General features: G+C 60.7%; 18 protein-coding genes and 2 pseudogenes. 8 read left to right on the top strand and 12 right to left on the bottom strand.

What is annotated here, in order from left to right:
• Positions 1–92: 92 nt before the first annotated feature.
• The 8 genes and pseudogenes from pip (at position 93) to HBO41_RS13625 (ending at position 9887) form a co-directional block, all read left to right on the top strand.
• The gene (pip, locus tag HBO41_RS13660) at positions 93–1064 is read left to right on the top strand and encodes a prolyl aminopeptidase (protein ID WP_017138604.1); all 972 of its coding nucleotides are present in this window, start codon (positions 93–95) and stop codon (positions 1062–1064) included.
• Positions 1061–1498 (top strand): D-aminoacyl-tRNA deacylase, encoded by a 438-nt coding sequence (gene dtd, locus HBO41_RS13655; protein WP_017138603.1) that lies wholly within the window; start codon positions 1061–1063, stop codon positions 1496–1498. Before pip ends, dtd begins: the two co-directional genes overlap by 4 nt.
• Before the next feature lie 323 nt (positions 1499–1821).
• Positions 1822–3510: a glucan biosynthesis protein G gene (locus HBO41_RS13650; protein WP_169986745.1), complete on the top strand. Its 1689-nt coding sequence runs from the start codon at positions 1822–1824 to the stop codon at positions 3508–3510.
• Positions 3503–6147, top strand: a pseudogene (mdoH, locus tag HBO41_RS13645) (glucans biosynthesis glucosyltransferase MdoH). The gene HBO41_RS13650 and the pseudogene mdoH overlap by 8 nt, the downstream one beginning before the upstream one ends.
• Before the next feature lie 111 nt (positions 6148–6258).
• Positions 6259–7059 (top strand): transporter substrate-binding domain-containing protein, encoded by an 801-nt coding sequence (locus HBO41_RS13640; protein ID WP_138452866.1) that lies wholly within the window; start codon positions 6259–6261, stop codon positions 7057–7059.
• A gap of 220 nt (positions 7060–7279) precedes the next feature.
• Entirely contained in the window at positions 7280–8077 is a 798-nt protein-coding gene (locus tag HBO41_RS13635) for a transporter substrate-binding domain-containing protein (protein ID WP_099549483.1), read from the top strand.
• A gap of 123 nt (positions 8078–8200) precedes the next feature.
• The gene (locus HBO41_RS13630; protein ID WP_169986605.1) at positions 8201–9160 is read left to right on the top strand and encodes an amino acid ABC transporter permease; all 960 of its coding nucleotides are present in this window, start codon (positions 8201–8203) and stop codon (positions 9158–9160) included.
• Complete coding sequence (locus tag HBO41_RS13625; RefSeq protein ID WP_017138597.1) at positions 9153–9887, top strand: amino acid ABC transporter ATP-binding protein; 735 nt, start codon at positions 9153–9155, stop codon at positions 9885–9887. Before HBO41_RS13630 ends, HBO41_RS13625 begins: the two co-directional genes overlap by 8 nt.
• A gap of 56 nt (positions 9888–9943) precedes the next feature.
• Here the strand turns inward: HBO41_RS13625 and HBO41_RS13620 are convergent, their stop codons facing one another.
• The 12 genes and pseudogenes from HBO41_RS13620 to ubiE form a co-directional block, all read right to left on the bottom strand.
• Positions 9944–11851 carry a methyl-accepting chemotaxis protein gene (locus HBO41_RS13620; protein ID WP_169986603.1) on the bottom strand — a complete coding sequence of 636 codons (1908 nt, stop codon included), beginning with the start codon at positions 11849–11851 and terminating at the stop codon, positions 9944–9946.
• A 137-nt stretch (positions 11852–11988) separates the two neighbouring features.
• Positions 11989–12702 carry a methyl-accepting chemotaxis protein gene (locus HBO41_RS29845; RefSeq protein WP_407073964.1) on the bottom strand — a complete coding sequence of 238 codons (714 nt, stop codon included), beginning with the start codon at positions 12700–12702 and terminating at the stop codon, positions 11989–11991.
• Positions 12703–12846: 144 nt separating this feature from the next.
• A pseudogene (locus HBO41_RS29840) lies at positions 12847–13905 on the bottom strand (methyl-accepting chemotaxis protein); the annotation flags it as partial.
• A 192-nt stretch (positions 13906–14097) separates the two neighbouring features.
• Positions 14098–14805: a 16S rRNA (uracil(1498)-N(3))-methyltransferase gene (locus HBO41_RS13610; protein WP_017138594.1), complete on the bottom strand. Its 708-nt coding sequence runs from the start codon at positions 14803–14805 to the stop codon at positions 14098–14100.
• Positions 14802–15593: a twin-arginine translocase subunit TatC gene (tatC, locus tag HBO41_RS13605; RefSeq protein WP_017138593.1), complete on the bottom strand. Its 792-nt coding sequence runs from the start codon at positions 15591–15593 to the stop codon at positions 14802–14804. The genes HBO41_RS13610 and tatC overlap by 4 nt, the downstream gene beginning before the upstream one ends.
• Complete coding sequence (gene tatB / locus HBO41_RS13600; protein WP_017138592.1) at positions 15590–15991, bottom strand: Sec-independent protein translocase protein TatB; 402 nt, start codon at positions 15989–15991, stop codon at positions 15590–15592. The genes tatC and tatB overlap by 4 nt, the downstream gene beginning before the upstream one ends.
• Before the next feature lie 10 nt (positions 15992–16001).
• The gene (locus tag HBO41_RS13595) at positions 16002–16280 is read right to left on the bottom strand and encodes a twin-arginine translocase TatA/TatE family subunit (protein WP_056860633.1); all 279 of its coding nucleotides are present in this window, start codon (positions 16278–16280) and stop codon (positions 16002–16004) included.
• A 25-nt stretch (positions 16281–16305) separates the two neighbouring features.
• The gene (locus tag HBO41_RS13590) at positions 16306–16638 is read right to left on the bottom strand and encodes a phosphoribosyl-ATP diphosphatase (protein ID WP_017138590.1); all 333 of its coding nucleotides are present in this window, start codon (positions 16636–16638) and stop codon (positions 16306–16308) included.
• Positions 16639–16640: 2 nt separating this feature from the next.
• Positions 16641–17033 (bottom strand): phosphoribosyl-AMP cyclohydrolase, encoded by a 393-nt coding sequence (gene hisI, locus HBO41_RS13585; protein ID WP_012721796.1) that lies wholly within the window; start codon positions 17031–17033, stop codon positions 16641–16643.
• 41 nt (positions 17034–17074) lie between these two features.
• Positions 17075–18679 (bottom strand): ubiquinone biosynthesis regulatory protein kinase UbiB, encoded by a 1605-nt coding sequence (ubiB, locus tag HBO41_RS13580; RefSeq protein ID WP_169986599.1) that lies wholly within the window; start codon positions 18677–18679, stop codon positions 17075–17077.
• A complete protein-coding gene (locus tag HBO41_RS13575) occupies positions 18676–19299 on the bottom strand; it encodes an SCP2 domain-containing protein (protein WP_017138587.1) in 624 nt (207 codons plus the stop codon). The genes ubiB and HBO41_RS13575 overlap by 4 nt, the downstream gene beginning before the upstream one ends.
• Positions 19299–20069, bottom strand: coding sequence for a bifunctional demethylmenaquinone methyltransferase/2-methoxy-6-polyprenyl-1,4-benzoquinol methylase UbiE (gene ubiE / locus HBO41_RS13570; RefSeq protein ID WP_003171186.1), 771 nt, complete (start codon positions 20067–20069; stop codon positions 19299–19301). Before ubiE ends, HBO41_RS13575 begins: the two co-directional genes overlap by 1 nt.
• Positions 20070–20100 lie beyond the last annotated feature (31 nt).

The raw sequence follows: 20100 nt of genomic DNA, 5'->3' as shown, positions 1-20100 counted from the left end.
ATGCTCATTGCACAATTCGGGTTTATGATGCCAGACGGCAAGAATAATAGACGTCCCCTCAGGGATGAACCCGACACCCTATGGAGCGCGCAATGCAGACTTGGTACCCGCAGATCAAACCCTACGCCCGGCACGATCTGGCAGTCGATGACACCCACACGCTGTACGTCGATGAAAGTGGCTCCCCCGAAGGTTTGCCTGTCGTCTTCATCCATGGCGGCCCCGGCTCCGGTTGCGATGCCCAGAGCCGCTGCTATTTCGACCCGAACCTGTACCGCATCGTTACCTTCGACCAGCGTGGCTGCGGGCGTTCCACGCCGCGCGCGAGTCTTGAAAACAACACCACCTGGGATCTGGTCGCCGACCTCGAGCGCATCCGCGAACACCTGGGCATCGACAAATGGGTGCTGTTTGGTGGTTCCTGGGGCTCGACCCTGTCGCTGGCCTATGCGCAAAGCCACCCTGAGCGTGTGCATGGTTTGATCCTGCGCGGCATCTTCCTGGCCCGCCCGCAAGATATTCACTGGTTCTACCAGGAAGGCGCGAGCCGCATGTTCCCGGATTACTGGCAGGACTACCTTGCCCCGATCCCGGCGGACGAGCGCCACGACATGGTTGCCGCCTACCACAAGCGCCTCACCGGCAACGACCAGATCGCCCAGATGCACGCGGCCAAAGCCTGGTCCGGCTGGGAAGGGCGCATGCTCGGCCTGTGCCCGAGCCCTCAGCACGTCGAGCGTTTTTCCGAGCCGCAGCGCGCCCTGTCGATTGCGCGTATCGAGTGCCACTACTTCACCAATAACTCTTTCCTGGAGCCCAACCAGCTGATTCGCGATATGCACAAGATCGCCCATCTGCCTGGCGTCATCATCCATGGCCGCTACGATATGATCTGCCCGCTGGACAACGCCTGGGAGCTGCATCAGGCCTGGCCCAACAGTGAGCTGCAGGTGATTCGCGAGGCTGGCCATGCGGCATCCGAGCCGGGCATCACCGATGCGTTGGTGCGTGCGACCGGCGAGATGGCACGGCGCCTGCTTGATCTGCCGCCAGAAGAAGCATGAAGGGCCTGTTGCAACGGGTGCGTGGCGCCCGGGTCGAGGTGGCGGGTGAAGTCGTAGGCTCGATAGACCAGGGATTACTGGTGCTGGTCGCCGTGGAACCTTCAGATACGCCCGAGAGTGCCGACAAACTGTTGCACAAGCTGCTTAACTATCGGGTGTTCAGCGACGATGAGGGCAAGATGAACCTGTCCTTGAAGGACATTGGCGGTGGTTTGCTGCTGGTATCGCAGTTCACCCTGGCGGCGGACACCAAAAGCGGGTTGCGGCCCAGCTTCTCCACGGCGGCCCCACCGGCCCTGGGAGCCGCGCTTTTTGAACACTTGTTGTTACAAGCGCAACAATTGCATGGCAAGGTGGCATCGGGGCGTTTTGGCGCTGATATGCAGGTGCATTTGGTCAATGATGGCCCTGTGACCTTCCTCTTACAGACATGAATGTATTAAAAACGACTTTAATGCCTAAAAACGCAGGGTTTCGCTACAAATACTTCGTTGTCCCTGATGCGTTGTTTCGCGGGCTACTAGATAATCGCGCGCTATGGGGATCAGCGTAAATTGGTCCATTTTTGACTTAGGTAGAGACTTGTCCGACGGCCTTTGGGGAATCATTTTGACCCAGAGGAGTCGGAACAATGCTCGCCAACCTGGCATATAGATAGCTGGCCGTTGGTTTTTTGATCTGTTTTCGGCGAGGGTTGCTCGTGATTGTTAGTCCCTGTAATGCACCAAAATTGTCTGCCAAACGGTTACGAAACGCACTGGTAACGGGCTCTGCCCTGTTTTGCCTGTTCGGGGCGGGTCAACTGTGGGCATTCAGTCTGGATGATGTGTCGGCCAAGGCAAAAGAGCTGGCCGGGCAGAAATACGAAGCTCCGCGCAGCAATCTGCCGAACGAATTTCGCGAAATGAAATTCGCGGACTATCAGAAGATTCGTTTCCGCAACGAAAAAGCCGAGTGGGCCGATCAGAACACGCCATTCAAGCTGTCCTTCTATCACCAGGGCATGCACTTTGACACGCCGGTGAAAATCAACGAAGTGACCGCCGACAGCGTCCAGGAAATCAAGTACGACCCAAATCGTTTCGATTTCGGCGATGTGAAATTTGATCCTAAAGCCACCGAACAGCTGGGTTATGCCGGTTTCCGTGTGCTGTACCCGATCAACAAGGCCGACAAGCAAGACGAAATCATGACCATGCTCGGCGCCAGCTACTTCCGCGTCGTCGGCAAAGGCCAGGCCTATGGCCTGTCGGCCCGTGGCATGGCGATCGACACTGCATTGCCGTCCGGTGAAGAATTCCCGCGTTTCACCGAGTTCTGGATTGAACGCCCAAAACCGGGCGAGAAACAGCTGGTGATCTTCGCCCTGCTGGACTCGCCACGCGCAACCGGCGCCTATCGCCTGACCCTGCGCCCGGGCACCGACACCATTGTCGACGTCAAATCCCAGATGTTCCTGCGTGACAAGGTCAGCAAGCTGGGCATCGCCCCGCTGACCAGCATGTACTTGTTCGGCGCAAACCAGCCGTCCAAGGTGCTCAACTACCGTCGTGAATTGCACGATTCCAGCGGCCTGTCGATCCATGCCGGCAATGGCGAGTGGATCTGGCGCCCACTGAACAACCCTAAACACCTGTCGGTCAGCAACTTCGCCGTCGAAAACCCGCGTGGCTTCGGCCTGCTGCAACGTGGCCGCGACTTCAGCCACTACGAAGACCTGGACGACAACTACGACAAGCGCCCAAGCGCCTGGATCGAACCTGAAGGCGACTGGGGCAAGGGTTCTGTCGACCTGGTAGAGATTCCGACCGCCGACGAAACCAACGACAACATCGTTGCGTTCTGGAGCCCGGCCGAGCTGCCGAAAGTCGGCGAGCCGCTGGACGTCAGCTACCGCTTGCACTGGACCATGGACGAGAAAGACCTGCACCCGGCCGACAGCGCCTGGGTCAAGCAGACCTTGCGCTCCACCGGTGACGTGAAGCAATCCAACCTGATCCGCCAGCCTGACGGCAGCGTGGCCTACCTGGTGGACTTCGAAGGCCCGTCCCTGAAGAACCTGCCACCGGATGCGCCAGTACGTAGCCAGGTGAGCGTGGGCGACAACGCCGAAATCGTTGAAAACAGCGTGCGCTACAACGAGCACACCAAAGGCTGGCGCCTGACCCTGCGCATGAAGATCAAGGACGCAGGCAAGCCTACCGAAATGCGTGCCGCGCTGGTCGAAGACATCGTGAAAGCTGAGCCTGAGAAGGTCTCGACCCAAGTGCTCAAGGCCGACAAGCTGCTGGCCAAGCAACACGAAAAACAGGCCAGGAAAGACGCCAAGGAAGCGAAAGACAAGGACGCCAAGCAGCCAGAGGCTGCCCCCGCCAATCCGGAGCCGGAAAAGACCGAACACGTCCTGACCGAAACCTGGAGCTATCAGTTGCCTGCCGATGAGTAATTCTCAAGCCACGCCAGAGACCCTGTCCGAGTACCTGGCGCACCTCCCGATGACCGCAGAGCAGCGCGCCGAACTGGCGGGCTGCACCTCCTTCAGCGAGCTGCACGAACGCTTGTCGTCAAAGACTTTCGACGCACCCACCGAGGCTGCCCAAGCCTCGGTCGGCCGCCGGTTGACGCTCAATACCGCCGAAGAGCTGCAAGACGCCGAGATGCTGGCGCTTGACGCCAACGGTCGGGTTTGCCTGAAGGCCACGCCGCCGATCCGTCGGACCAAAGTGGTGCCGGAGCCATGGCGTACCAATATCCTGGTGCGTGGTTGGCGCCGGATGACCGGTCGCACCAACCCTCCGGCCCCGCCGAAGGATGAGCGCGTATTGCCGGCAGCACGCTGGCGTACCGTGGGTTCGATCCGTCGCTATATCCTGCTGGTGCTGATGCTCGGCCAGACCATTGTGGCCGGCTGGTACATGAAAGGCATCATGCCGTACCAGGGCTGGTCGCTGGTCGACTTCGACGAAATCCGCAACCAGACCCTGCTGCAAACGGCCACCCAGGTGCTGCCTTACGCCTTGCAAACCAGCATCCTGATCATGTTCGGGATTCTGTTCTGCTGGGTCTCGGCCGGTTTCTGGACCGCGCTGATGGGCTTCCTGGAGCTGCTGACCGGCCACGATAAATACCGGATCTCCGGTAAAAGTGCTGGTGACGAGCCGATTCCAAAGGATGCCCGCACCGCGCTGGTGATGCCGATCTGCAACGAAGACGTGCCCCGGGTATTTGCCGGCCTGCGCGCTACTTTCGAATCGGTAGCCGCCACTGGCGACCTGGACCGTTTCGATTTCTTCGTGCTCAGCGACAGTAACGAAGCCGATATCTGCATCGCTGAACAGCAAGCCTGGCTTGATGTGTGCCGCGAAGCCGGTGGTTTCGGCAAGATCTTCTATCGCCGCCGTCGCCGTCGCGTAAAGCGCAAGAGCGGCAACCTCGACGACTTCTGCCGTCGCTGGGGCGGTGAATACAAGTACATGGTGGTGCTCGACGCCGACAGCGTGATGAGTGGTGAATGCCTCACCAGCCTGGTGCGCTTGATGGAAGCCACGCCGGATGCCGGGATCATCCAGACCGCGCCACGTGCGTCGGGCATGGACACCCTGTATGCGCGCATGCAGCAGTTCGCCACCCGTGTTTATGGCCCGCTGTTTACCGCTGGCCTGCACTTCTGGCAATTGGGTGAATCCCACTACTGGGGTCACAACGCCATCATTCGTATGAAGCCGTTTATCGAGCACTGCGCCCTGGCGCCGTTGCCGGGTAAAGGCGCGTTTGCCGGTGCGATCCTCTCCCACGACTTCGTTGAAGCCGCGCTGATGCGCCGTGCCGGCTGGGGCGTGTGGATTGCTTATGACCTGCCGGGCAGCTACGAAGAACTGCCGCCGAACCTGCTGGATGAACTCAAGCGTGACCGTCGCTGGTGCCACGGCAACCTGATGAACTTCCGCCTGTTCCTGGTCAAAGGCATGCACCCGGTGCACCGTGCGGTGTTCCTGACCGGCGTGATGTCCTACCTGTCGGCGCCGTTGTGGTTCTTCTTCCTGGTGCTGTCGACGGCGTTGCTGGCGGTGAACACCTTGATGGAGCCGCAGTACTTCATGGCGCCACGCCAGCTGTACCCGCTGTGGCCACAATGGCACCCGGACAAGGCGGTGGCGCTGTTCTCCACCACCATCGTGCTGTTGTTCCTGCCTAAATTGCTCAGCATCATCCTGATCTGGGCCAAGGGCGCGAAAGAGTTCGGTGGCAAGTTCAAGGTGACCTTGTCGATGCTGCTGGAGATGCTGTTCTCCATGCTGCTGGCGCCGGTGCGCATGATCTTCCACACCCGTTTCGTGCTCGCCGCGTTCCTGGGCTGGGCTGCGACCTGGAACTCGCCGCAGCGTGACGACGACTCCACGCCGTGGAGCGAGGCAGTCAAGCGCCACGGTCCACAGACCCTGCTGGGCTTTCTTTGGGCACTGTTGGTGGTGTGGTTGAACCCAAGCTTCCTGTGGTGGCTGATTCCGATCGTCGGCTCGCTGATGCTGTCGATTCCGGTGTCGGTGATCTCCAGCCGGGTCAAGCTGGGCCTCAAGTCTCGCGACGAGAGCCTGTTCCTGATCCCAGAGGAATACAACCCGCCGCAAGCCTTGCTGTCGACTGAGCAATACACCCACGAAAACCGTTGGCACGCTCTCAATGACGGGTTTGTGCGCTCGGTGGTCGACCCGCAGCAAAACGCACTGGCCTGTGCCCTGGCGACCTCGCGTCACCGTGAGGCGGAGCCCATCGAGCACTTGCGTCAGGAACGTGTGCGCCACGCGCTGAAAGTCGGCCCCGCCGGCCTCAACAACGGCGAGCGCCTGGCATTGCTCAGCGACCCGGTAGCCTTGGCTCGCCTGCATCAGCAGGTGTGGACTGAAGGTCACGCCGAGTGGCTCGGTGCCTGGCGTGCTTCGGTCAAGGCTGATCCGCACGCGCCATTGCTGCCGCTGCAACCGCTGTCTTCCCAGGCCCAACCGGCCTGATTCCGACGCCCCCGAGGGCTCACCTCGGGGGCGTTAGATGCGCTGGTCCTACAGCGTTTAGAACATCTTCTTGATAACGCTAACCCCTTGTTATTTCGAAACAAAAGACCTTTGTTCGAAGCGTATTGCCGTGCCTGTCGCTGGGGTAGCATCGCCCCCAAATTGACTAGGTCGCAGGGGGATTAATGATCAAAAGGTATTGTTTGGCGGTGCTGAGCGGCGTCATCGCATTGATTTACGCAGGCTGGTTGAGCGCTGGTGCCCTCGATGAGGCGGTTCGACGCGGTGTGCTTAAAGTCGGCACCACGCCCACCTATGTGCCCTTTGAAATGAAGGACAAGCAGGGCCGCATCGTCGGTTTCGAAATCGATTTGCTGCAGGCGATGAGCCGCGCGTTGGGCGTCGAGCTTGAACTGGTCGCGGTGCCGTATACCGAGTTGTTGCCGGGGCTGATGGCGAAGAAGTTCGACCTGATCGGCAGCGGCATGACGGTGACGCAGGAGCGCAACCTCAAGCTGAACTTCAGCGACTCCTTTATTGTGGTCGGCCAGACCGTGCTGCTGAACCCCAGCCTGGCCGGCAAGATTGCCAGCATCGAAGATCTCGACGAGGCGGGTTACCGCATCGCCGCGACTGAAGGCACGACCGGCGAAGCGGCTGCGCAGCGGTTTTTGGGCGCGGCGCGCCTGAGCACTTTTACCACGCCGGAAGAAGGCGTGCGCCAAGTGGTCGAGGGCAAGGCCGACGCCTTCGTCCATGACGCACCCTACAATCTGATTGCGCTGGCCAGGCCGGAAAACCACCGGCTCTTTGCCCTTGAGCAGCCGTTTACCTTTGAGCCTCTGGCGTTTGGCCTGAAAAAAGGCGACTACGACAGCCTCAACTGGATCAACCATTTCCTCAATCAAATTGCCCAGGATGGCACCTACGATCGGCTGCACGACAAGTGGTTCAAGGACACGGACTGGATGGCGGAGATCGACTAAGCGTCATAACTGCTTACACATCAATGAATTGCCGGCCTGTTGCGCTGATGTGTCTAGCCCCTGCGCAGTGATGCACCATTGTGGGGCTTTTGCGACATGCGCCGATAACATTTACCCGTGAAACCTTTGTGACGGGCAACGAGTGGGTTAGGATCGCACCCCGAATGGGTGCAGCCCTTTTGCGCGCCGGCCTTATAAGAATCTTTCAGGGGACTTGATGATGAAAAAGTATCTTTCGATGCTGATGCTCGGCGTCACCGCGCTGGTCGCGGCCACTGCGGCGCATGCGGGCGCCATCGACGATGCGGTCAAGCGCGGCACGCTGAAAGTCGGCATGGACCCGACCTACATGCCGTTCGAAATGACCGACAAGCGCGGTGAAATCATCGGCTTTGAAGTCGACATTCTCAAGGCCATGGCCAAGTCCATGGGCGTCAAGCTGGAGTTGGTGTCCACCGGCTATGACGGCATTATCCCGGCCTTCCTGACCGGCAAGTTCGACATGATCGGCAGCGGTATGACCCTGACTCAGGAACGCAACCTGCGCCTGAACTTCAGCGAACCCTTCATCGTGGTCGGCCAGACCCTGCTGATTCGCAAGGACCTGGAAGGCACGATCAAGTCCTACAAAGATTTGAACGACGAGAAATACCGCCTGACCTCCAAGCTCGGCACTACCGGCGAGATGGTTGCCAGGAAACTGATCTCCAAAGCCAAGTACCACGGCTATGACAACGAGCAGGAAGGCGTGCTGGACGTGGTCAACGGCAAGGCCGATGCCTTTGTGTATGACGCACCTTACAACGTGGTCGCCGAAAAGAAAGTCGGTAATGGCAAGCTGGTGTTCCTGGAAGAACCCTTCACCTTCGAGCCCCTGGCGTTCGGCCTGAAAAAGGGCGACTTCGACAGCATCAATTACATCAACAACTTCCTGCACCAGATCCGCAACGACGGCACCTACGATCGCATCCATGACAAGTGGTTCAAGAGCTCCGAGTGGCTCAAGGACATGGAATAAGGGCTGACACCGAGTCGACTTCATCGCAGGCAAGCCAGCTCCCACAGTTGAAATGCGTTCCCTTGTGGGAGCGGGCTTGCCCGCGATGACGACATGCCAGGCGATACAACTTCGGAAAGTGAAATGAAACAGAAAAAAGCCCAATGGCCCTGGCACCTGCTGACCGTGGTCGTGCTGGTTGGCCTGGCCGGCGCGTTGTACTACGCCACCTCGTTGATGTCCTACGAGTGGCGCTGGAACCGCGTGCCGCAGTACTTCGCCTATCAGGCCGAAACGTCCCAGCGCGCCGCCGACATCTCCACTGTCATTGAGCTGGTGCGCAAAGGCGATGTGGCCGAAGTCACCTTGCGCAACGACGCAGGCGCCGAGCAAAAGCTGACCGTGGCCGACAACAGCCTGCAAGTGTCACGTGGCGATGACGTGGCCGAAGGCGATGTTATTGGCGTAACCCGGCATTGGGCGCTGGGCCCGCTGATGTGGGGCTTGTGGACGACCTTGTGGTTGTCGGTGGTCTCCGGAGTCCTCGGCCTGGCGATTGGCCTGGCAACCGGCTTATGCCGTTTGTCGAGCAACCCGACCTTGCGCGATCTGTCGACGATCTACGTCGAACTGGTGCGCGGTACGCCGCTGTTGGTGCAAATCTTTATTTTCTACTTCTTCATCGGCACGGTGCTCAACCTGTCCCGCGAATTCGCCGGTATTGCCGCGTTGTCGCTGTTCACCGGCGCCTATGTGGCGGAAATCGTCCGCGCCGGCGTGCAGTCCATCACCCGTGGTCAGAACGAGGCCGCCCGTTCCCTGGGGTTGAGCGCCAGCCAGTCGATGCGTCATGTGGTGTTGCCGCAAGCGTTCAAACGCGTGCTGCCGCCATTGGCTGGGCAATTTATCAGCCTGGTGAAAGACACTTCGCTGGTTTCGGTGATCGCGATTACCGAGCTGCTTAAAAGTGGTCGTGAAGTGATCACCACCTCGTTCTCGCCCTTTGAAATCCTGTTCTGTGTGGCAGGCCTGTACCTGCTGATCAACCTGCCGCTGTCGAAAATGGCCAGCCGGCTTGAGCGGAGGCTCGCGCAAAGTGATTGAAGTCCGCGATCTGGTAAAAGTCTTCGACACCCGTGGCCAGGTGGTGCGCGCGGTAGACCACGTGACCACCCAAGTCGCCAAGGGCGAAGTGCTGGTGGTGATCGGTCCTTCAGGTTCGGGCAAGTCCACGTTCCTGCGCTGCCTTAACGGCCTGGAAGAGTTCGACTCGGGCTCGGTGAGTATCGATGGTCTGCAACTGGCCGACCCGAAAACCGACGTGAATGCCTACCGCCGTGAAGTCGGCATGGTGTTCCAGCACTTCAATTTGTTCCCGCACATGACCGTGCTGGAAAACCTGTGCCTGGCGCAAAAAGTCGTGCGCAAACGCGGCAAGCAAGAGCGTGAAGCCAAGGCTTTGGCACTGTTGGAAAAGGTCGGTATCGCACAGAAGGCCAACGAGTTTCCATCACGCTTGTCCGGCGGCCAGCAACAACGGGTAGCCATTGCCCGTGCGTTGGCCATGGAACCCAAGGTAATGCTGTTTGATGAGCCGACCTCGGCGCTGGACCCGGAAATGGTCGGCGAAGTGTTGGACGTGATGAAGACCCTGGCCCTGGAAGGCATGACCATGGTCTGCGTCACCCACGAGATGGGCTTTGCCCGTGAAGTGGCAGACCGCGTGCTGTTCTTCGACCACGGCAAATTGCTCGAAGATGCGGCCCCGGCCGAGTTCTTCGATGCGCCCAAAGACCCGCGCGCCCAAGCGTTCCTGCGCCAGGTCCTGTAATTGAAGGCCGAGCTTCCTGTGGCGAGCAAGCTCGCTCGCCACAAGGGCCGTGAGTATCAAAGCCTGAATTTGCCCACCAGCGTCTGCAAATCCAGGCTCAATCGGGTCAACTGAACACTCGCAGCGGCCGTTTCCTCACTGGCCGCAGCGGTTTGTTCGGTGACATCGCGCACCTTCAGCACACTGCGATTGATCTCTTCCGCCACCGCGCTTTGCTGCTCGGCGGCGGCGGCAATCTGCGGGTTCATTTCCTGGATGATCGACACGGTACGCGTGATCGCTGCCAAGGCATCGCCGGCATCGCGGGTCAGGCCGACGCTGTTGTCGGTCAGGCTCCGGCTGTTGTCCATGATGTCCGCGACCTGCTGGGTGCCGGTATTCAGGCCGAGAATCAAACCTTCAATTTCTTCGGCGGATTCCTGGGTGCGCTGGGCCAGGCTGCGCACTTCGTCGGCCACTACCGCAAAACCCTGGCCGGCACTGCCCGCACGCGCCGCTTCGATGGCAGCGTTCAGGGCCAGCAGGTTGGTTTGCTGGGACACTGATTTGATCACGTCGAGCACGCTGCCGATTTTCTGGCTTTCATGTTGCAGCGCAATCATCGCCTGGCTCGAGCGCGCCATCTCATGGGCCAGGTGCCCGATTTGCTCGACGGCCTGGGTCACCACTTTTTCGCCGGCGCTGGCTTCCTGGTCGGCTTCATTGGCCGCGACGGAAGCCTGCTCGGCATGCCGGGCGACCTCCTGGGCGGTGGCGAGCATTTCATTCATCGCCGTGGCCACTTGATCGGTTTCCTCCTTCTGGTCATTGACCCCGGCGCGGGTCTGCTCGGTGACGGCTGATAGCTGCGTTGCGGCACTGGCGATCTGCCGGGCGCTGTCGCCGATACCGCTGATCAGGTTGCGCAGGTTGCGGGTCATTTGCCCGATGCTCTGCTGCAACTGGCCCAGTTCATCGCGGCGGTCCTCTTGAATGTCTCGACTCAGGTCGCCGTCAGCAATGCGGTGGGCGGCGGTGAGGATCGCGCGTAAAGGCACGACTATTTGCCGCGCGATCCACCAGGCGGCCAGTACACCGAGTAGCAAGGCCGCCACGGTGACGCTCAGCAGTCGTGTGTGGGTCTGCTCGGCTTCGCTGTCACGCTTGCTGTTCTGGCCGTCACTCAGTTGATGGCTTTGCTCGCGTAAATCATTGAGTTGCTGTTCAAAGCGGTTTTGCAGGGTTTCGGTGTTGAGCTGTGCGTCCTTGAGCTTGGTCAATTGTTCGCGATAGTTGGCCAGGTCGGCTTTGAGCAGGGCCGCGTCCACGGGCAGTGCGGTCACCGCTGCTTGTGCCACATTCAGGGCTTCGAGCGCCTGGGTGAGTGCGTCGGTGTAGGCTTGCAGCGACTCGGCCGCCCAGGCGGGGCTTTGGGCGCGATCTTCGGCCTGCTCCATGGCCTGGCGCAGGTTTTCGATAGCATCCAGAGCCTTTTCGTCTTCCTGGTTCGGTAAGTCGCTGGCGAACTGGGCGAGAGTATCGCTGGCTTGCAACGCGGTTTTCTTGAGGGTCGGGCGGATGCTTTCGCGTTGCTCGATCAAAGCGGGCAAGGCCGCCAGCGCTGTCTTGAAGCTCGCCACCAAGCGTGTTGCATCCTGCAGTCGCTGCAAGTCGGCCGGGTGTTTGAGGCGGCTTGAAAGGTCGGCCAGATGCTGGTCGATCTTTTCGGTCTGCGTGTTCATTTTGGCCAGGCTGCTGGCGTCCGTCAGGGTCCGGTACACGATCCTGTCGGCGCGCATGGACTCGGCGTCCAGGGCCAATTGCCCCAGGATCGCCAGGCTGTGTGAGCGATAAAGCACGTCGTTCAAGGCCTGCCAGCCGGTCGCGGCAATCAGGATGCTTAACATCAACACTTGGCCGAAACCCAGTGCGAGTTTGAGACGGACGCTGGCGTTGACCAGCAAGCGGGTCAGCCGAGGAAACATGGTGAACCTCCAAATCTGAGGAAGCATTTCGCAACAGCTGAAACGCTAAATCGATTCGAGGTTGTGGCGGGCTGATAACCGCGTAGGAAATTTCACAAGTTACGGCGGCCTTGCTCTGGCCGCCGTGTGGGGGCGGGTCAGATGCGGAAGCGCCCGACCAGAGACTGCAAATAGATCCCCAAGCGTGCCAGTTCGGCACTCGATGCGGCAGTTTCCTCACTGGCCGAGGAGGTCTGCTCAGACACGTCGCGCACATTCAACACGCTGCGGTTGATCTCTTCGGCCACAGCGCTTTGTTGCTCGGCGGCAGTGGCGATCTGCGAGTTCATCGCCTGAATGGTTGAGACCGTGCGCGTGATATTGCTCAGCGCGTTGCCGGCACGTCGGGTCAGCTCGACGCTGCTGTCGGTGAGACCCCGGCTGTTGTCCATGATGGTCGCCACCTGCTGAGTGCCGTTTTGCAGGCCGACGATCAGCTCTTCGATCTCCTCGGTGGACTTTTGCGTGCGCTGGGCCAGGCTGCGCACCTCGTCGGCCACCACCGCGAAGCCGCGACCGGCTTCACCGGCACGCGCCGCTTCAATCGCCGCGTTCAGCGCCAGCAGGTTGGTTTGCTGGGCGACAGACTTGATCACATCGAGCACGCTGCCGATCTTGTCGCTTTCGCGCTTGAGGTCGCCCATGGCCACCGTGGAGTTACCGACCTCGGTAGCCAGGCGCTCAATCTGCGCGATGGCCTCACCGACTACCTTGTCGCCTTCACGGGCCTGTTGGTCCGCTGCAACGGCAGCTTCGGAGGCTTCTTCGGCGTTGCGCGCCACTTCCTGCACGGTGGCGGCCATTTCGTTCATGGCGGTGGCCACTTGGTCGGTCTCAACCTTTTGGCTGTTAACCCCGGCGCTGGTCTGTTCGGTCACGGCCGACAGTTGTTCGGCAGCGCTGGCAATCTGGGTGACACCGTCGCTGATACCGCCGATCAACTCGCGCAGGCCCAGGGTCATGCTCTGCATGGCGCGTTGCAGTTGGCCCAGCTCGTCCTGGCGGGCGGAGTTGAGGTTATGGCTCAGATCGCCCGAGGCCACGCGCTCGGCGACTTTGAGGGTCTGGTTGAGCGGGATCACGATCTGGCGGGTGATGGCCCAGGCGGCGAGAACACCGAAGATCAGCGCCAGCACGGTGGCCAGCAGCAACAGCTGTTTAGCGTGGGCGGCATCGGCATCGCGCACGGCGGTCTGGGAGGTGGTGAGTTTTTCGCTGTGCCCCAGCAGGATATCGCCCTGGGCGGTCATGATTTTCAGCGCGGCGGCGCTGGCCACCTGGGAGTCGCGGTACTGGCTGACGGCGGCGCGGTAGGCTTGCAGGGACACGCCAGCCTCTTGCAGGTTGGCCTGGTACTGCTCAGGCAGCTTGCCTTGCAGCTCGGTGATTTTCTTCAGGGCATTGTCGATGGCATCCAGTGCCGGCTGCTCGGCCTCGGTCTTGCCGCTGTAGGTGTAGCCGCGCACCTGGAAGCGCGATTGCTGGATCAACTTGCTCAGGTCGACCACGCTGTTGAACTGCGTGACGCTGTCGCCTTGCAGCAGGGTCGCTTCGATTTCGTTGATCTTGGCCACGGCGTTGTCGGCGGTGTCACCGAGCTTGCTGCGTGCGCCCTCACGCTTGAGGCCGGCCAGCACCATAGTGCCAAAGGCTTTTTTGTATTGGCCCAAGGCTTCCAGCTGTTGCTCGACTAGGGCTTTGTCGTCGGGTTGCTCGATCAGCGTTGCGGCGGTGTTGAGGCCATCGTCCAGTTGCTTCAGCAGGCTGTTGACGGCGTCGGTGCCTTGTTCGCCCCGGCGCATTTCAAAGTCCAGGCGCGCCAGGCGCAGGTCTTTGGTCAGGCCGTTGAGGCTGGAGATAAAGCCCAGTTTGTCGCCGCGACTGATCACGTCGCCCAAGCCGGTCCAGCCGGTGAAGGTGATCAACAGCGTCAGGATCAACACCAAGCCAAAGCCTATGCTCAGCTTGCGATTGACGCTCACATTCCCCAGTTTTTCGGCTAACCAACGATACATGCTGCGATCTCCTTTGGAACAAGGCTTGGACTTATTCAGAGGCTATCGGCAGCGTAGGAAGTTTCTGTAGGTTATCAGAGCCAATGTGGGAGCTGGCTTGCCTGCGATGCAGGCACCTCGGTACATCAGGCATACCCAGGTGATGCAATCGCAGGCAAGCCAGCTCCCACTTTTTTCGGGGCAGGTCGGTGTTCAGAACAACCGGGCGAGCAGGGCGGTCACGGCGGTTTCTACGCGCAGGATGCGCGCACCCAGTTGCACCGGTTGCAAGCCGGCCTTGGCCAACAGCTCCACTTCGTAGGGGATCCAGCCGCCTTCCGGGCCGATGGCCAGGGTCACCGGTTCGTCCAGCCCACGTGGGCAGGCCGGGTAATCGCCGGGATGGCCGATCAGGCCCAGAGTCCCTGCGGTCATGGCTGGCAGGCGGTCTTCGACGAACGGCTTGAAGCGCTTTTCGATGCTGATCTCGGGCAGCACCGTGTCTCGTGCCTGCTCCAGGCCGAGGATCAGTTGCTCGCGAACGGCCTCCGGTTCCAGGAACGGGGTTTGCCAGAAGCTCTTTTCGACCCGGTAACTGTTGACCAGCACCACCTTCGGCACGCCCATCGCCGCCACGGTTTGCAGCACCCGGCGCAGCATCTTTGGACGCGGCAGGGCCAGCAGCAGGGTCAGCGGCAGTTTGGTCGGTGGCGGCTGGTCGAAGCTCACGTGCAGCTCGGCTTCATCGGCTTCCAGGCGCAGTAATTGCGCATTGCCCATCAACCCGCCGATTCGCCCGACCCGCAGGTTGTCGCCCACCACCGCGCGGTGGACTTCCTGCATATGCACCAGGCGCCGATCACGCAGGATCACCCGGTCGGCCGCGATAAAGTCGGCCCCCTCAAGCAACAGCAGGTTCACGGGTGGGTCGCTGGCGGCTGGTCGTCGTCGACGGGTTGGTCATCCGGGTGGTCGCCACGCTTGCTGATCAGGCTGCCAAACAGGATGCCGATCTCGAACAGCATCCACATCGGCACGGCCAGCAGGGTCTGCGAGAAAATGTCCGGCGGCGTGAGGATCATGCCGACCACGAAGCAGCCGATGATCACGTAGGGGCGCACTTTCTTCAGGTATTTGACGTCGACCACGCCGATCCACACCAGCAGCACCACGGCCACCGGGATTTCGAAGGCCACGCCAAAGGCGAAGAACAGCGTCATCACGAAATCGAGGTAGCTGGTGATGTCGGTCATCATTTCGACGCCGGCCGGGGTGGCGGCGGCGAAGAATTTGAAGATCAGCGGAAACACCAGGAAATACGCGAAGGCCATGCCGGTGTAGAACAGCAGGATGCTCGACACCAGCAACGGCACCGCAATGCGCTTTTCATGCTTGTACAGGCCCGGCGCAATAAAGCCCCAGATCTGATGCAGGATCACCGGGATTGCCAGGAACAGCGAGACCATCATGGTCAGCTTCAACGGCGTTAAAAACGGCGAAGACACGTCGGTGGCGATCATCGTCGCGCCGGCCGGCAGGTACTGGCGCAAGGGCGTGGAGACGAAGGTGTAGATCTGCTGGGTAAAGGCGAACAGCCCGGCAAAGATGATGAAAATGGCCGCTACGCAACGCAGCAGGCGGGTCCGCAGCTCGGTGAGGTGCGAGACCAGCGGCATATGCTGGTCGTTTTCCGGTTTATCAGCGCTCATGGGGCTCGCGGCGGCAATGTAGGGTCATGGGGAGCGGGCGACGCCACGGGCGTCGGCGCTGGCTCAGTCGGGGCGGGCGCGGTTGGCGATGCTTCGGCGGCCGGAGCAATGCTGTTTTCGGGCACAGGTTCCACCGGTTTGGCGGGCTCCTGAACCGGCGACAGAATCTTGCGCGCCTCCTGCTCCAACGACAGGATATGTTCGTTGTGCAGCTGGCGGCGGATCTCGTCGGCGCCGATTTCCCGTTCAACTTCCTGTTTGATGGCGTTGAAACTGCGTTTCAGGCGCCCGATCCACAGGCCGGCCGTGCGTGCGGCACCGGGCAGGCGTTCCGGCCCCAGTACCAGCAAGGCCACGAGGCCGACGAGCAGCAGTTCAGAGAAGCTGATACCAAACATTAGTCAGTGCTCACGAGTCTTTGCGGGTCGGCTCTTGGACTTTTTCAGCCTGCACGTCGAAGGTACGACGCTCGGTGATCGGCTGGGTGGCCTGTGGGTGTACAGGCTGCGCCGGTGGTACCGGATTGGCCATCGGGTCGGCCGGTTTTTCATCGTCGTTCATGGCTTTACGAAAGCCCTTGATCGACTCGCCCACGTCAGTGCCCAGGTTCTTGAGTTTCTTGGTGCCGAACACCAGTACCACGACCACCAGAATGACGATCCAGTGTTTCCAGTCAAAAATGCCCATGCTGCAATTCCTCTGTAAAAGTTATTCAGGCGGACGGGCGCGAGGCCTTTTCTGCATGCCCGGACAAGCCGAAGCGACGGTCCAGTTCATCCAACACGGCCTGTGGGTGCTGCCCCAGTTGGGCGAGCATGACCAGGCTATGGAACCACAAGTCTGCGGTCTCGTAGATTACATCGCTGTAATCACCGCTGATTTGCGCATCTTTGGCGGCAATAATCGTCTCGATCGACTCTTCGCCAAGTTTTTCCAGAATCTTGTTCAAGCCCTTGTGGTAAAGGCTTGCGACATAGGAGCTGTCGGCGTCCGCGCCTTTGCGGTCTTCCAGCACCTGGGCCACACGGTTCAGGGTATCGCTCATGTTCAGTGTCCTGCGGAATAAATGGCGTGCGGGTCTTTGAGCACCGGTTCCACAACCTTCCACTCGCCGTTCTCGAACACGCGATAGAAGCAGCTGTGACGGCCGGTATGGCAGGCGATATCGCCGATCTGCTCGACCTTCAGGATCACCACGTCGGCGTCACAGTCGATGCGCATCTCGTGCAGGGTCTGCACGTGCCCGGACTCTTCGCCCTTGCGCCACAGTTTGCCACGCGAACGTGACCAGTAAATGGCGCGCTGCTCAGTGGCGGTGAGGCTCAAGGCCTCGCGGTTCATCCAGGCCATCATTAATACGCGCCCGGTCTTGTAGTCCTGGGCAATGGCCGGCACCAGGCCGTCACTGTCCCACTTGATCTCGTCCAGCCAGTCTTTCATGTTCGGCTCCGGCAATTTGCGACAGTGTATAACCGGATCGGCTATCGGCGCACGATCAGATAAACACCCACGGCGACCATGATGCCAGCCGGCCAATGGCCCAGTTGGTTCAGCGGCCCGCCAATCGCCAGCATCACGCCGCCGACCAAATGGGCGGCGCCCAACAGGCGCAGGAACCAGTCGTCCTTGCGCCTGTGCCACGGCGGTACAGGGTCTTTGGCGTGGGGCTGGGACATGCGCTCCAGCAGGTCGCGGGTCATGTTGGCCAGGTGCGGCAGTTGTTCGAACTGGCTGTGCAGGTTGCCCAGCAGGGTTTTCGGGCTGACGCGCTCGCGCATCCAGCGTTCCAGGAACGGCTGCGCGGTGTTCCACAAGTCCAGGTCCGGGTACAACTGGCGGCCCAGGCCTTCGATGTTGAGCAAGGTTTTTTGCAGCAGTACCAGCTGCGGCTGCACTTCCATATTGAAGCGCCGCGCGGTCTGGAACAGACGCATCAGCACCTGGCCGAAGGAAATATCTTTTAACGGTTTTTCAAAGATCGGCTCGCACACCGTGCGGATCGCGGCTTCGAATTCGTTGAGCTTGGTTTCGGCTGGCACCCAGCCCGAATCGATGTGCAACTGCGCCACGCGGCGGTAATCGCGCTTGAAAAAGGCGAACAGGTTGCGTGCCAGGTAATCCTGGTCTTCCGGGGTCAGGCTGCCGACGATGCCGCAGTCGATCGCAATGTATTGCGGGCTCCACGGGTTGACGGTGCTGACGAAAATGTTGCCCGGGTGCATGTCGGCGTGGAAGAAGCTGTCGCGAAACACCTGGGTGAAGAAGATTTCCACGCCGCGCTCGGCAAGCATCTTCATGTCGGTGCGCTGGTCGGCAAGAGTGGCGAGGTCGGTGACCTGCACGCCGTAGATGCGCTCCATCACCAGCACTTTGGGACGGCACCAGTCCCAATACACCTGCGGCACGTACAGCAGCGCTGAACCTTCGAAGTTGCGTTTGAGCTGGCTGGCGTTGGCCGCTTCGCGCAGTAGGTCGAGTTCGTCGTAGATGGTCTTTTCGTAGTCGGCAACCACGTCCACCGGATGCAGCAGGCGCGCATCGGCGGAGAAACGTTCGGCGGCGCGGGCGAGGATAAACAGCCACGCCAGGTCCTGGCCGATGATCGGCTTGAGGCCGGGGCGGATGACCTTTACCACCACTTCTTCGCCGGTCTTCAATTGTGCGGCATGCACCTGCGCCACCGAGGCCGAGGCCAGTGGCTCGACGTCGAAACGGCTGAACACCTCGCTGATCTTCTTGCCCAGTTGTTCTTCGATCAGCTTCATCGACTGCTGGGAATCAAACGGCGGCACGCGGTCCTGCAACAGCATCAGCTCGTCGGCAATGTCTTCGGGCAGCAAATCGCGGCGTGTCGAGAGGATCTGCCCGAACTTGATAAAGATCGGCCCCAGGTCCTGCAACGCCAGGCGCAGGCGCGCGCCACGGCTCAGTTCCAGCGGTTTGCGCGGGAACCAGCGCCACGGCAACACATAGCGCACGGCCAGCAAAAACCACGGCAACGGCAGGGCGAACAGCAGGTCATCGAGGCGGTAGCGGATTACGACGCGCTGGATACGAAACAAACGGCGGACGGCGAGCAGCTTCATGCGTTATCGCTTGGATCAAGGGAACGGCTCAGGCGCTCGAAGCGTGCCTCAAGGCGTTCCAGGTCGATTTTGGCCTTGTCGAGTTCGCGAAAGCGCGCTTGCGCTTCCCGTTCTCCGACCAGGGTGCGCGATTCTTCGCTCAAGTATTCGGCGAGGTTCTGGTTGAGGCTGGCGAATCCTTGCTGGTACCAGCGCGAGCGGCTGCGCAGGTGCCCGCTGATCAGTTGGGTGGCCACCGGACCAATCCAGCGTGAGAGCTCGTATTCCCAATCCAGTTCCAGGTCTTGCAGCACGGCGGCCAGGTCCATCAGCACGGCGCTGTCGCCTTCCAGCTCCACGTCGGGGCTGTGCAGGATCGCGGTCTTGTTGCGGCTCAGCGCCAGGTGCAACAGGCTCGAGGCGGGTGCGCGCAGGGTGCAGTCGGCCTCGGCGGCCCAATCGCCGGCGAGCAGCAGGCCTTCATCGCTGGGCAGGATAAACAGCTGCAGGGCGGGGCTGGTGCAATCGACGGCAATGACTTTGCCGTTCAAGTGCGCAAGCCGCGCCAGGGCGGTGCTGTCCAGGCGCAGGACACGGTTGATGCCGTGTTCGACGCTGGCGAGGAGGCCTGCGAACAGCATCAGGGCTTGATGCCGCGGTGCAGGGCGACGATGCCTGAGGTCATGTTGTGGTAGGTCACGCGGTCGAAACCGGCTTCTACCATCATCGACTTCAGGGTTTCCTGGTCGGGGTGCATGCGGATCGATTCGGCCAGGTAGCGGTAGCTTTCGGCGTCATTGGTGATCAGCTTGCCCATCAGCGGCATGAAGGCGAACGAGTAGGTGTCGTAGACCTTGGACATCAGCGCGTTGGTCGGCTTGGAGAACTCCAGCACCAACAGGCGGCCGCCCGGCTTGAGTACGCGCAGCATCGAGCGGATGGCGTCCTCTTTATGGGTCACGTTGCGCAGGCCGAAGGCGATGGTCACGCAGTCGAAATGGTTGTCCGGGAACGGCAGCTTTTCCGCATCGGCCTGGACGAACTCGATATTGCCGGCCACACCTTTATCCAGCAGGCGATCACGGCCGACCTTGAGCATCGAACCGTTGATGTCCGCCAGCACGACCTGGCCGGTCGGGCCAACCAGCTTGGAGAACTTGGCCGCCAGATCGCCCGTGCCGCCGGCGATGTCGAGCACGCGGTTGCCGGTGCGTACACCCGACAACTCGATGGTGAAGCGCTTCCACAGGCGGTGCATGCCGCCCGAGAGTACGTCGTTCATCAGGTCGTACTTGGCCGCAACGGAGTGGAACACCTCAGCGACTTTTTCCGCTTTCTGGCTTTCCGGAACGTTCTTGAAGCCGAAGTGAGTGGTGGGTTCGGCATCGCTGCCTTTGCGCTGATCAGTCATATCGCTGTCACCAAAAGAGAATGCGGGACAT

The organism is Pseudomonas sp. WS 5146, from assembly GCF_012985495.1.
GTDB classification, from domain to species: domain Bacteria; phylum Pseudomonadota; class Gammaproteobacteria; order Pseudomonadales; family Pseudomonadaceae; genus Aquipseudomonas; species Aquipseudomonas edaphica.
This window is presented reverse-complemented; position numbering and strand designations above follow the sequence as displayed.